This window comes from Kribbella sp. HUAS MG21, assembly GCF_040254265.1.
Lineage (GTDB): Bacteria > Actinomycetota > Actinomycetes > Propionibacteriales > Kribbellaceae > Kribbella.
This window is the reverse complement of sequence record NZ_CP158165.1, coordinates 1792709-1805994: the sequence shown is the minus strand read 5'-3', so window position 1 is coordinate 1805994 and position 13286 is coordinate 1792709. Positions and strand designations below refer to the sequence as shown.

The 13286-nt window shown below is 71.7% G+C and carries 10 protein-coding genes; 8 read left to right on the top strand and 2 right to left on the bottom strand.

Annotated features, from left to right (window positions below):
• The first annotated feature begins 68 nt into the window (after window positions 1–68).
• Complete coding sequence (locus ABN611_RS08590; RefSeq protein ID WP_350279272.1) at window positions 69–251, top strand: hypothetical protein; 183 nt, start codon at window positions 69–71, stop codon at window positions 249–251.
• Window positions 252–273: 22 nt separating this feature from the next.
• On the opposite strand, the gene ABN611_RS08585 is transcribed toward ABN611_RS08590, so the two are convergent.
• The gene (locus ABN611_RS08585; RefSeq protein ID WP_350279271.1) at window positions 274–1335 is read right to left on the bottom strand and encodes a serine hydrolase domain-containing protein; all 1062 of its coding nucleotides are present in this window, start codon (window positions 1333–1335) and stop codon (window positions 274–276) included.
• A gap of 57 nt (window positions 1336–1392) precedes the next feature.
• Window positions 1393–2301: a TIGR03564 family F420-dependent LLM class oxidoreductase gene (locus ABN611_RS08580; RefSeq protein ID WP_350279270.1), complete on the bottom strand. Its 909-nt coding sequence runs from the start codon at window positions 2299–2301 to the stop codon at window positions 1393–1395.
• An 87-nt stretch (window positions 2302–2388) separates the two neighbouring features.
• Here ABN611_RS08580 and ABN611_RS08575 point away from each other — a divergent pair, with 87 nt between their 5' ends.
• The 7 genes from ABN611_RS08575 (at window position 2389) to ABN611_RS08545 (ending at window position 13277) form a co-directional block, all read left to right on the top strand.
• Window positions 2389–3225, top strand: coding sequence for a LysR family transcriptional regulator (locus ABN611_RS08575; protein ID WP_350279269.1), 837 nt, complete (start codon window positions 2389–2391; stop codon window positions 3223–3225).
• Window positions 3226–3510: 285 nt separating this feature from the next.
• Entirely contained in the window at window positions 3511–5832 is a 2322-nt protein-coding gene (locus tag ABN611_RS08570) for an MFS transporter (RefSeq protein ID WP_350279268.1), read from the top strand.
• A 351-nt stretch (window positions 5833–6183) separates the two neighbouring features.
• Window positions 6184–7467 carry an SWIM zinc finger family protein gene (locus ABN611_RS08565; protein ID WP_350279267.1) on the top strand — a complete coding sequence of 428 codons (1284 nt, stop codon included), beginning with the start codon at window positions 6184–6186 and terminating at the stop codon, window positions 7465–7467.
• Window positions 7464–8879 (top strand): DUF5691 domain-containing protein, encoded by a 1416-nt coding sequence (locus ABN611_RS08560; RefSeq protein WP_350279266.1) that lies wholly within the window; start codon window positions 7464–7466, stop codon window positions 8877–8879. Before ABN611_RS08565 ends, ABN611_RS08560 begins: the two co-directional genes overlap by 4 nt.
• Window positions 8876–9958, top strand: coding sequence for an AAA family ATPase (locus ABN611_RS08555; RefSeq protein WP_350279265.1), 1083 nt, complete (start codon window positions 8876–8878; stop codon window positions 9956–9958). The genes ABN611_RS08560 and ABN611_RS08555 overlap by 4 nt, the downstream gene beginning before the upstream one ends.
• The gene (locus ABN611_RS08550; RefSeq protein ID WP_350279264.1) at window positions 9955–12132 is read left to right on the top strand and encodes a DUF5682 family protein; all 2178 of its coding nucleotides are present in this window, start codon (window positions 9955–9957) and stop codon (window positions 12130–12132) included. Before ABN611_RS08555 ends, ABN611_RS08550 begins: the two co-directional genes overlap by 4 nt.
• A complete protein-coding gene (locus ABN611_RS08545; RefSeq protein ID WP_350279263.1) occupies window positions 12129–13277 on the top strand; it encodes a VWA domain-containing protein in 1149 nt (382 codons plus the stop codon). The genes ABN611_RS08550 and ABN611_RS08545 overlap by 4 nt, the downstream gene beginning before the upstream one ends.
• Window positions 13278–13286 lie beyond the last annotated feature (9 nt).

The following is a 13286-nucleotide window of genomic DNA, read 5'->3' as shown; positions in this document are numbered from 1 at the left end:
CGCTGGCTGGAAAAACCCGGCCCCACACACTCTCCTCCATCATCCGCCCCTGTCCAGAAGCAGGTGCCATGCCCGTAGCCCCTTCCCCGGCGCGGCCGATCGCCGTCCAGGTCCTCATCGGCGGACGCTGGATCGCGGGCCAGGAGCTGGGTCGCCGGACCGGGAAGGCCGGGACCGACGAGATTCTCGTCAGTCACCACGGCCATCTCGTCTGGATCGACCAGCGCCAGGTGCGCGCGTCCAGAAGCTGAAAACCCTTACAGTAAAGGGCTTTCAGCAAAGAGTTTTCGCAACCAGGTTGCCGATCTCGACCGCCGACGCCGACCCGGCCGGATCGAACAGCGTCTTGGTCAGCGCGAACGTGACGCCCGCGCGCGTGTCCGCCCAGGCGACACTGCCGCCCATGCCCGGCCAGCCGAACGACGCCGGACTCTCTTCCGCGGACGAACCCAACCGCCCGATCGCGTAGCCGAGCGCCAGCGTCGCCTGGTTGCCGAGCAGTTCGTCCTGCGCGACCAGCGCCGGTCCGGTGACCATCGGCACGGTTTCCTCCCGGAGCAGCCGCACCCCGTCCACCTCGCCGATCAACGCGGCGTACAGCTTGGCGATCCCATGCGCGGTGAGGATCCCGCTCGACGCGTCCTCGACCGCCAGGTGGCCGGGTTCAGCGAGCGCCGCGGCCCGCGGTTGCAGCGTGCGCGGTACGACCTGCTCGAACATCTCCGCCAGCATCGCAAAGTTTTCCTCGGCGCCGTCGGGTTCGACCGGCGTCGCGAGCCGGTGCGCCTGGTCGCGTGGGAGCGCGAACAACACGTCGTTCTCGATGCCGAGCGGGGTCAGGATGTCCCGCAGTACGGCGGACATCGTGTGCCCGGTCGCGCGCCGGACGATCTCGCCGACCAGCAGGCCGAAGGTCTCCGCGTGGTACGTCATCTTCGTGCCCGGCTCCCACCAGGGCGCTGTTGCAGCCAGTGTTTCCGCCTGTTCCGACAACGTTTTCCTGGTCGTTCCGGGAGGTACCGCCGGCAGGCCGACCGAGTGCGTCAGCACGTGCCGCAGCGTCGCCCGCTGCTTGCCCTGCGCCCCGAACTCCGGCCAGATCTCGACGATCGGCCGGTCGTAGTCGAGTACGCCGCGGTCCACCAGCACGTTTGCGACCGTCGCGGAGGCGCCCTTGCCGGTGGACGCGGCGAAGTACAGCGTTTCCGGAGTCACGCCGTCGCCGGCCACTGCGTCCACGACCAGCTCGCCGTGCCGGTACACCGCCACCTGCAGCCCGAGCTCGACCTCCGCCAGCTCGTCGATCCGCCGCTGCACCTGGTCCTGAAGATCCATCCGCCCATCCTCTCTCTCGCGAGTACGTCGGGGCCGGGCCGGACTTCTTGACACGCGCTAACTCGACGCCGCGTAGTCCAGGGCGAAGCGGATCGTCCGCTGCTGCTCCACCTCGGTCCCGACCGGGCAGAACAGGAACTCTGTCGTACCGGCGTCCGCGAAGCGTCGCAGCTCCTCGGCAACCGCTTTCTCGTCGCCGAGTACTGCGGTTTCCTCCGGCCCGGCCTTGCCGCCGCGGTCGAGCACGGCCCGGTACGCCGGCATGTCACCGGCGGCGCCGAACCGAGACCGGATCCAGGACCGCGTGCCGTCCGGGTCGTCGGTCAGCGCCACACAGTTGCCCGCGACAACTTGTGGCCGAGGGCGGCCCGCCGCCGCGGCTGCCCGGTCCATCGTCGGCCGGATGAACTGCTCGATCACCTCGGGTCCCGCCCAGCTCGTCGTCGTGCCGGCGGTCAGTTCACCGGCGATCGCGAGCATCCGCGGACCGAGCGCTGCCAGGACGAGTTCGGGCGTCTCGGCTCCGGCGATGCTGAGCTGCCCGCGGGCGGTCAGCCGCTCACCGGCGTAGTCGGTGGCATCACCGGCGAGCAGCGGACCGAGGGCCTCGATGTACTCGCGCATGTACGCCGCCGGCCGGTCCATCGACAGACCGAGCATGCCCTCGACCACATGCGGGTGGCTGGAGCCGACACCGAGCGTCAGCCGGTTGCCGATCAGCGCCTGCACGCTGAGCGCCTGTGCGGCGAGCGCGAGCGGATGCCGCGGATACACCGGCACGACGCCGACGGCGTACCCGATCGTCGAGGTGTACGGCGCGACGCCCGCGATCAGCGTCAGCGCGTCCCAGCCGTTGCGCTGGCTGAACCAGATCCGGTCGACGCCCGCGTCCTCGGCGGCCTTCGCGGCGGCGCCGAGCTCGTCGATGCTCCTGCCTTCTTCTTCGATCCACAGTCCGATCCTCATGGCCACCAGTCAACGAGCCCGGCGGCCGCCGACCCAGACGCAGTTACGCTGTGCAGCGATAAGGAATCGTGATCGCCGGAGGGTTCGATGGAGCTGCGGCAGCTGCGGTACTTCGTCACCGTCGCCGAGGAGCTGCACTTCGGCCGCGCCGCCGAGCGGCTCAACATCGTGCAGCCGGCGGTCAGTCAGCAGGTCGCCCGCCTCGAACGCGAGCTCGGCCTGCGGCTCCTCGACCGCTCCTCGCGCCACGTCCGGCTGACCGGCGACGGCGAACGCATGCTGCGCGAGGCGCGGGCCGTCCTCGCCGCGGCGGATCGCGCGGGCGAGGTCGCGGCTGAGCTCGCGTCCGGGCGTTCCGGCGTACTGCGGATCGGAACAGTGCCCGGGCTCCGGGATCGGCTGGAACGCGGGCTCGCCGCGCTGCGGTCCGGCACCCCGGACCTCGACATCCGCATCGCTTCCGGCAGCGACCACCTCGCGGCGCTCAGGGCCGGTGAGCTGGACATCGCGTTCGTCCGCGGGCAGGTCGCCGCGGCCGATCTGCGGGTCGTCGAGCTGTGGCGGGATCCGCTGTCCGTGCTGGTGCCGTCGGCGTACCGGGCCGACGACGGCGTGAAGCTGATCGACCTGGCCGCGCTACCGCTGCGGTTGCCGGCCGATCCGTGGCTGCGCGACGAGTTGACCGCCACATGCCGGGCGGCGGGATTCGAGCCGGTGCTCGGCCGGCCCGCCGACGATCTCGAGGCGACGATCGTGGAGATGGCGTCCGGTGCGCCGGCCTGGACAGTCGTCTACGGCACCGCGTGCGGGGCGGCCGAGGGCGCGCTGTGGATGGGGCCGTTCGCGCCCGCGCTGAGTGCACCGGGTCAGTTGGTGGTCGCGGACGACCGCTGTCTCGACGAGCTGGTCGCCGCGTTCGGGTGAAGGCCTCCGGCGGGCCCTGACAGCTCCGCCGGAGGCCGGGGGTGTTGATTACTCAACAAGCACCGGATCGTACGGCGGAAATCGCGTTCCGAGGAGGGCCCGTCTCATAATTCGCCCGACGAACGTTTGATGCCTCCCCGTGAACGGTTGCTGACAGCGCGGGATTAAAGTTGGTAGTCGCAACCAAATATTCGGGCTGGGTGAGGGCACCGCCGGCCGTTTCCGCCTCGGGGCAGTGCGTTGCGCTGCTCCGGTCGTAGCGTCCCGCCGTACGAACGGAAGCTGATGTCTGCCACCCAGACCCCGCCGGCCACCCCGGCCGGCACCACCCCGCAGCGGTACCGCTCCAGGTACGCCGCCGACGACCCGGAGCCCGCACGGTCCGGCCGGCCGCCGTCGGGTCCGCCACCATCCGGTTCGCCAGAATCCGGCCCGCCGTCCGGACGACCGCCGGCCGCGGGTGGTGACCCGGAGCTGTCGCACCGCGAGATCCTGGAGATCCTCGCCGGGCTGCTCGCGGCGCTGTTCACCGCGGTGCTGAGCTCGACGATCGTCAGCAACGCGCTGCCCACGATCATCGCGGACCTCGACGGCACGCAGACGCAGTACACCTGGGTGGTCACCGCCAGCCTGCTCGCGATGACCGTTTCCACGCCGGTGTGGGGCAAGCTGTCCGACCTGATCAGCAAGAAGCTGCTCGTGCAGCTCGCGATCATCCTGTTCGTCGTCGGCTCGGTGCTGGCCGGTGCGGCGCACAACGTGCCGTTCCTGATCGGCGCGCGCGTCGTACAGGGCCTCGCGATGGGCGGGCTGATGGCACTCGCGCAGGCGATCGTCGGCGCCGCGATCCCGCCCCGCGACCGCGGCCGGTACTCGGGCTACATGGGCGCCGTGATGGCCCTCGCGACCGTGAGCGGTCCGCTGGTCGGCGGCGTCATCGTCGACACGTCCTGGCTCGGCTGGCGCTGGTGCTTCTACGTCTGCGTGCCGCTCGCCGTACTGTCGCTGATCGTCCTGCAGCGATACCTGCACCTGCCGGTGCTGAGGCGCGAGGTCAAGCTCGATTACCTCGGCGCGCTGCTGATCGCGGGCACGGCCAGCCTGCCGCTGATCTGGGTGTCGTTCGCGGGCGAACACTTCCCGTGGTGGTCGTGGCAGACCGGTGCGTACCTGGGCGGTACGGCGGTGCTCGCGATCCTGGCGGTGCTGGTCGAGGTGCGCGCCGCCGAGCCGCTCGTGCCGCTGGACGTCGTACGGGAGCGGACGACCGCGCTGGCGATCCTCGCGAGCCTGGCGGTCGGGATGGGGATGTTCGGCAGCGCGGTGTTCCTCGGGCAGTACTTCCAGGTGGCGCGCGGCTACAGCGCGACCGAGGCGGGGCTGCTGACGATCCCGATGATGTTCGGCTCGTTCCTCGGGTCGGTGGGGTCCGGGCAGCTGATCACCCGGTTCGGGAAGTGGAAGCGGTACCTCGTGATCGGCGGGCTGTTCCTGACTGCGGGGCTCGGGTTGCTCGGGACCATCGACCACACGTCGCCGTACTGGTTCGTCGGCCTCGGGATGCTGCTGATGGGCATCGGGATGGGCATGATGATGCAGAACCTGGTACTCGCGGTGCAGAACACCGTCGACGTCAGCGAGGTCGGTGCCGCGAGCGCGACGGTCACGTTCTTCCGCAGCCTCGGCGGCGCGGTCGGGGTCTCGGTGCTGGGCGCGATCCTGGCGACGCGGGTGACCGACCTGATCACCGAGCACCTCCGCGAGCTGGGGCCGGGCGCGGCCGGGGCGGCGCAGGGCGGGTCGGGAAGCGTTCTCGACGTGAACTCGCTGCCGGGGCCGGTGCAGGAGGTCGTGCGGCACGCGTACGGCGACGCGACCGGGCGGATCTTCGTGATCGCCGCGGGTGCCGCTGTGGTGAGCCTGCTGGCGGTGTTGTTCATCCGCGAGGTCCCGTTGCGTCGTACGGTCGCGATGTCCGCCGCCGAGGACGAAGGGGACGGTACGGCGGAGCGGGCCGTGCCCGACGATCCGGCCGAGCGGGCCGCGGTGGTGGCGCTGGACGTGATCACGGCGGCGGAGCGTACGGCGCGCGAACGGGAACGCGAGGCCGGCGAACGGGTGCAGGCGGCCGCGAACACGATCCGGCAGATGCGGACCGACGTCGCGGACCTGTTCACCCGCGTCGACCAGCAGATCGCGGCCCTCGAGAAGACCCTCCCCGACGCGAACATCCCACAACCCGCGGCCGCCATCCTCGACGCCCAACGCCCCGCCGGCGAACTAGTGGACGAACTCCGCCGCTACGAACTCAGCGTCCTCAGCGCCAGCCAACGCACCGCCGACCACCTCCGCACCACGGCCCGCGCGGAGGCGGACGAGCTCCGTACGGCGGCCCGCGCCGAGGCCGACCAGTTGCTCGCCGAGGCCCGCGCCGAGGAACAGGAACTCCGCGCCCGCATCACCGAACTCGAAGCAGTCGAACAACGCCTCCTCACCACCGTCCGCGACAACCTCGCCACCACCCCACCCCCACCAGCAGCACCCACCCCAACCCCAACCCCAACAACCGACAACGGCTACCCCGAGACCCGTCAACCCTTCGGCTGACCCCACCCCACCCTCACCCACCACCCACTCGCCACCCACCCACCACCTGCCACCCACCCACCACCCACCCGGCACCACCCGACGACCCGCCGCCCAGCCGGCACGCGCCAGCCGACCGCCGCACGCGGGCCGGGCCGGCCGCTGTCAGCTGCGCTTGTTGTCGAGTCGTGGCGAAAGGTTCTGGAGCTGTTCGTCGAGTCGTGGGAAAGGGCGGGCCAAACGCAGCCGATCCTCACGACTCGACGACGGGGCGTCGCGGAAGAGGGGCGGGCGGTGGTGGTGGGGGTGTCGGGGGTGGGTGGCATGCTTCGGGGTACGGCGTTGTGAGGGAGTGGTGTGGGGTTGTGGGACGTGGAGCAGGTGGTGGGGCTGGCGCCTGATCCTGCGTCTGCGAAGGCGGGGCAGGGGCTGGCGCGGGCTGCGAAGTGGTCCGGGACCGGTGCCACCGACCGCGCGCTCTGGGGCCTGTGCCAGGGGAGCGGGAAGCAGCCGTACCAGACCGCCGTCGAGCTGAGCGGCCCGGCGTACAAGTGCTCCTGCCCGTCCCGGAAGATCCCGTGCAAGCACGTGCTCGGCCTGATGCTGCTGTGGGCGCAGGGCGAGGTCGCGCCGGGCGAGGAGCCCGACTGGGCGAAGAGCTGGCTCGACCAGCGGGCCGAGCGCGCCGAGCGGCCTGAGCGGAAGCCGGGTGAGGTGGCGGACCCGGTGGCGGCGCAGGAACGGGCCGCGCGCCGGGCGGATCGGGTATCGGCCGGGCTCGCGGAGCTGGCCGGCTGGCTGGACGACCAGGTCCGCCAAGGCCTCGGGGCGTTCGACCAGCGGGCGTACGGCGAATTGAACCGCCTCGCCGCGCGCATGGTCGACGCGCAGGCGCCCGGTGTGGCGGGCGCGCTCAGACGGGCGGCCGCAGCAGTCGGCCGCGGCCATGACTGGCCGGGCGAACTGCTCGAAGAACTCTCGCTCATCCACCTGATCGTCTCCGCGCACGCCCGCCTCGCAGACCTCCCGCCATCACTCGCGGACACCGTGCAGACCAGGATCGGCTGGTCGATCGAGACCGCGCGCGTCCTCGCCGAGGGCGAGAAGGTCGACGACGACTGGCTGATGCTCGGCCGGGTCGTGGAGCCCGACGACCGCCTCACGGTCCGCCGGGTGTGGTTGCGCGGGGCAACGACCGGGCGCCTCGGGCTGATCCTGACATTCGCGGCGGCCGGGCGTCCGCTGGACCCGCTGCCGGCCCGCCCAGGCGAATACGTCCCCGGCGCACTCTCGTTCTACCCCGGCGCCCTCCCGATGCGCGCCCTGCTCACGCAGACCGCTCCACGCCTGCCCGCGCCGCGTCCGGCCGGTCTCACGGTCCGCCAGGCGTTGGCGTCGTACGTCGAATCGCTCGCTGCCGACCCGTGGAACGAACGCTGGCCACTGGTACTGCGCGACGTACGACCGGCTCGGCACGGCGACGGCTGGGCGCTCGTGGACGATGCGGGCGACGGGCTGGAACTCCTGCCCGGCTGGGACGCGGTCAAGCTGCTCGCGGTGTCGGCGGGTGACCCGATCACGGTCGCCGGTGAATGGAGCCGAGCGGGCCTGCGTCCGATGACCTGCTGGCGCGACGGCCGGCCGGTGATGCTGTGAGCGGCGCGATGAAGGGCTGGGACGGCCTGGTGAGCTCGGCGTTGCTGGGCACCGACCGGCGCCCGCCGCACTTCGAGGAGCTTCCCGACCACATCCGCCAGCGGCTGGGCGACGGCGGCCTGCTCGACGCCGCCGCGCTCGCGACCGTCTACAAGCGAGCCGGCCGCAAACCGCTGCGTGACCTCGAGCCACTCCCGGCCGCGCCGGGTGAGGATGGGCCGCTGCCACGTCCGGCCGCAGTACGGCGACTGGCTGCGATGCTCGGCGGTTTCCAGACGTCGGCGCTCGGCGAATGGTTGCGCACCGCGGACGCCAATGGCTGGGGCGTGCCGCCGGAGCACCTGCCGGCGCTGGCCGACTACGCGCGGCACCGCGCCGAGTACCGCCCGCTCGTCATCGCCGCGGCCGGCCGCCGGGCTCGCTGGCTCGCGGAGGTCAACCCCGAGTGGCGCTTCCTGCACGCGGCAGTTGCCGAGAGCAACGACCCGGAGTTGTGGACGCACGGCAACACGATCCAGCGCCGTACCTGGCTCCACGCGCTCCGCCAGCAGGACCCGGCCGCGGCGCTCGAGGCCCTCACCGAGGTCTGGCCGGCCGAGTCGGCGACCACCCGGGCCGACTTCCTCGGACTGTTCGCCGACAACCTCACGCTCCAGGACGAGGGCTTCCTGGAGTCCGCCCTCGACGACCGGTCCCGCGAGGTCCGCCGGGTCGCCGCGCGGCTGCTCGCACGGCTGCCCGGAGCGCAGTACGGCGTCCGTATGACGGAGCGCCTGCACTCGCACCTGACGCCCACGCAGGGCGTCCTCGCGGTAGACCTCCCGCGCAGCCTCACGAAGTCGATGGAACGCGACGGCCTCGACTCGCAGAACCCGGACGGCATCGGCAAACGCGCCTGGTGGTTCCACCAGATCGTTGCCACCACCCCTCTGGACGCCATGGACCTCGACTGGCTCAGCACGCCGGTCGAAGGCTGCGCGCCCGAAGTCCTGCAGTCCGCGTGGACCGAAGCGGCCATCCGGGAAAACTCGGCGGAGTGGGCCCGCGCGTTGTTGCGGGCCGAGGCGTCGACCGGCAGCCGGAGCCCCGCGGAGCTGCTCCGCCTGTTGCCGCCCGAGGAGTGGGCCGCCGCGGTCGACGTACTGCGTCGTACCGTCGACGTCGCCGAACTGGTCGGCGGCCTCCCGGTGCCCTGGCCGCCGCAGCTCGGCACGATGATCCTCGACCAGCTCGTCAAGGCCGGCACGAACCGCGCGTGGGCAAGAGTCGCCAGCATCGCGGCCCGCGCCGTACCGCCCGAAGTCCTCGACCACCCGATCACCCGCGAAGCCACCGGCGAGGAAGACACCTGGCGGCGTCGCCTCGTCGAGACCCTCACCTTCCGCAGCGAGATGTACCAGGAGCTCACATGACAACCCAAGTACTGCGGCCGCACGCGGAAGTGGAGTACGCCGGCGAGCTGGACGCCCTCCGGACGGCCGACGACAAGCCGCGACCCCCGGCCTGGCAGCTGTCGCCGTCGGCCGTCGTCACCTACCTGCTCGGCGGGAAGGCCGGCGACACCGAGATCTCTCCGAAGTACGTCGGGCCGCGCCGGTTGATCGAGGTCGCCGTCGCCACCCTCGCGACGGATCGCGCGCTGCTGCTGCTCGGCGTACCGGGAACGGCCAAGACCTGGGTCAGCGAACACCTCGCGGCGGCGATCAGCGGCGACTCGACGCTGCTCGTGCAGGGCACCGCGGGCACCGCGGAGGAGGCGATCCGGTACGGCTGGAACTACGCCCAGTTGATTGCCCAGGGCCCCAGTGAGGCGGCGCTGGTGCCGAGCCCGGTGCAGCGCGCGATGACCGAGGCGAAGATCGCGCGGATCGAGGAGCTGACCCGGATGCCGTCCGACGTCCAGGACGCGCTGATCACGATCCTGTCCGAGAAGACGTTGCCGATCGCGGAGCTGGCGACCGAGGTCCAGGCCCGCAAGGGGTTCAACGTCATTGCCACTGCCAACGATCGCGACAAGGGCGTCAACGAGCTCTCCAGCGCGCTCCGTCGCCGGTTCAACACCGTCGTCCTGCCGCTGCCGGACTCCGCCGACGACGAGGTCGAGATCGTCTCCCGCCGGGTCGCGCAGCTCGGCTCGGCGCTGGAGCTCCCGCAGCCCGACGACGCCCTCGACGAGATCCGCCGGGTCGTGACGATCTTCCGGGAGCTGCGCTCCGGCCGCACCGAGGACGGCCGGACGGCGGTCAAGTCGCCGTCGGGCACGCTGTCCACCGCGGAGGCGATCAGCGTGGTGACCGGCGGGCTCGCGCTCGCGGCGCACTTCGGCGACGGCGTCCTGCGGCCGACGGACGTGGCGGGCGGCATCCTCGGCGCGGTGATCAAGGACCCGTCGGCGGACCGCGTGGTCTGGTCGGAGTACCTCGAGACCGTGGTCCGGGAGCGCGACGACTGGGCGCCGTTCTACCGGGCCTGTCGAGAGATCTCCGGATGACCGTTCACCTGTTCGGGATCCGCCACCACGGGCCGGGGTCGGCCCGGGCGGTGGCGGCGGCGCTCGCCGAACTCGAGCCGGACATCGTGCTGATCGAGGGGCCGCCGGAGGCCGACAAGATCGTCGAGCTGGCGGCGTCGGAGGAGATGGAGCCGCCGGTCGCGCTGCTGGCGTACGCCGTCGACGACTCGACGCGGGCGGCGTTCTGGCCGTTTGCGGTGTTCAGTCCGGAGTGGCAGGCGATCCGGTACGGCCTGGCCGCCGGGGTGCCGGTGCGGTTCTGCGACCTGCCGGCGGCGCAGCAGTTCGCGTCGTCGGGTGGCGGCGGGCGGCGGTCGCTGTCGATCGACCCGCTGGCGACGCTGGCCGCGGCGGGCGGGTACGACGATCCGGAGCGCTGGTGGGACGACGTGATCGAGTCGCGGCGGGGCGGCGCCGAGCCGTTCACCGTGATCGCGGACGCGATGCGGGAGCTGCGCCACGGCGAGGAGGCCACAGGTCGCGAGGCGCAGCGCGAGGCCTACATGCGGACCGTACTGCGGAAGGCGCAGCGGGAAGGCTTCGAGCGGATCGCGGTGATCTGCGGCGCCTGGCACGTCCCGGCGCTCGAGCTGCCGTTGCCACCGGCAACACATGACCAGCGGATCCTGAAGGGCCTGCCGAAGCGAAAGATCGCGTGCACGTGGGTGCCGTGGACGCATGGCCGGCTGGCGGCGGCGAGCGGGTACGGTGCCGGCATCACCTCGCCTGGGTGGTACCACCATCTGTTCACCGCACCCGATCAGATCACCGCGCGCTGGCTCTCCAAGGTCGCCCATGTGCTGCGCGCCGAGGACCTGCCGGTGTCGAGCGCACACGTCATCGAAGCAGTACGGCTGGCGGACACGTTGGCGGCGTTGCGGGAACGTCCGCTCGCCGGGTTGAGCGAGGTCACCGAGGCCACGCGGGCCGTCCTCTGCGGCGGGAACGACGTACTGCTGGATCTGGTGACGCGAGAAGCGGTCGTCGGTGAGCTGCTCGGGTCGGTGCCGGGCGAGACGCCGCAGGCGCCGGTCGCGGCGGATCTGGCGGCGCATGCGCGGCGGTTGCGACTGCGGCGGGACGCGGCCGAGCGGGTGATCGAGCTCGACCTGCGTAAGCCGAACGACCTGGAGAAGTCGAGGCTCCTGCACAGGCTGCGGATCCTCGGGGTGCACTGGGGCGTGCCGGCCGTGGACGAACGGCGGGCGCAGGGCACGTTCCGGGAGATGTGGCGGCTCGCTTGGGACCCTGGGCTGGAGGTCGAGCTGGTGGCCGCCGGCGCGCACGGTACGACGGTGCTCGGCGCGGCGACGACCGTGATGCTGAAGGCTGCGGACTCGTCGACGCTCGCGGATGTGACCGCTGCGCTGGAGCGGTCCTTGCTCGCCGACCTCGCGGACGCGTTGCCGCCTTTGCTGCGAGGCATCGACACCCGCGCCGCGGCCGACGCGGATGTGGGGCATCTGATGGCGGCGCTCCCGGCGTTGGCGCGAGCGTCGCGGTACGGCGACGTACGCGGGACAGATACGGCCGGGCTCGCGGCCGTCGCGGGGCGGATGGTGTCCCGGGTGTGCGCGGGGCTCGCGCGGACGGTGCACGGGCTGGATCCGGAGGCCGCGTCCGCCGTACAGGAGTTGATCGACGGGGTTCAGGACGCGACGGTGCTGCTGGCCGAGGGCGTGCGGGCGGAGTGGCTGAACACGTTGCAGGGACTGAGCGATCGGTCCTCGGTGCCGCCGTTGATCCGCGGGCGGTTGACGCGGCTGATGCTGGACACGTCACGGCTGCCGGATCACGAGGTGGAGTTGCGGCTCGGGCGTTCGCTGTCCCCGGGTACGCCGACGGCGGACGCGGCCGGGTACGTCGAGGGTTTCCTCGCCGGTGGTGGGTTGTTGCTCGTGCATGACGAGCGGCTGCTGGCGTTGGTGGACACGTGGTTGGGCGGGATCCCGGACGACGCATTCGTGGAGGTGCTGCCGCTGCTGCGGCGTACCTTCGGGACCTTCGCGGCGCCGGAGCGCCGGTCGATCGGGGCGCGGGCCCGGGTGCTCGCCGATCCCGGATCGCTCGTGGTTGCCGATGACAACGACCTGGACGCGGAGCTGGCCGCGACCGCGTTGCCGGTGGTCGCGCGGTTGCTGGGGGTCTCATGAGTGACGAGCGACTGCGCCGGTGGCGTCTCGTGCTCGGCGGTGAGGCCGAGGACGAGACGGGTACGACGTTGTCCGGGGCGGACCGCTCCGTCGACGCCGCGCTGGCCGCGTTGTACGACGCCGACGAGGGTGAGTCCGGGCCGCAGCGCTCGTCCGGGCTCGGGTCGTCGGCGCCCCGGGTGGCGCGCTGGCTGGGCGACATCCGGCAGTACTTCCCGAGCACCGTCGTACAGGTCATGCAGCGGGACGCGGTCGAGCGGCTCGGGATCACCCGGATGCTGATGGAACCGGAACTGCTCGGCGCGGTCGAACCCGATGTCCACCTGGTCTCCACGCTGCTCGCGCTCAACGAGGTGATGCCCGAGGAGACCAAGCAGACCGCGCGCGAGGTGGTCGGGCGGGTCGTCGCCGAGCTCGAGGCGCGGCTGGCCGAGCGGACCCGGGCGGCGGTGACCGGTGCCCTCGACCGAGCCGGGCGGACGACGCGGCCGCGGCACTCGGACATCGACTGGGACCGGACGATCCGGGCGAACCTCAAGCACTTCTCGCCGGCGCTCGGGACGATCGTGCCGGACCGGCTGGTCGGATACGCGCGGCGCAACCACAGCGTGCAGCGCGACATCGTACTGGCGATCGACCAGTCGGGGTCGATGGCGGAGTCCGTCGTCTACGCGTCGCTGTTCGGTGCGGTGCTCGGGTCGATCCGGACATTGCGGACGTCGCTTGTCGTCTTCGACACCTCCGTGGTCGATCTGACCGATCAGCTGGAGGACCCGGTCGATGTTTTGTTCGGTACGCAGCTGGGCGGCGGGACCGACATCAACCGGGCGCTCGCGTACTGCGAGGAGCTGGTGACGAAGCCGGCCGAGACCGTGCTCGTGCTGATCTCGGATCTCTACGAGGGCGGTGTCCGGGAAGAGATGTTGCGCCGGGCGCGTTCCATGGTGGAGTCAGGCGTGCAGGTGATCGCGCTGCTCGCGCTGGCCGATTCCGGTACGCCGTCGTACGACGCCGAGAACGCGGCCGCGCTGGCGGAGCTCGGCGTACCCGCGTTCGCCTGCACACCGGACCTGTTCCCCGACCTGATGGCGGCCGCCATCCGCCACGAGGACATCGGCGGCTGGGCGGCCACCAACATCACCTGAGAGGACCTT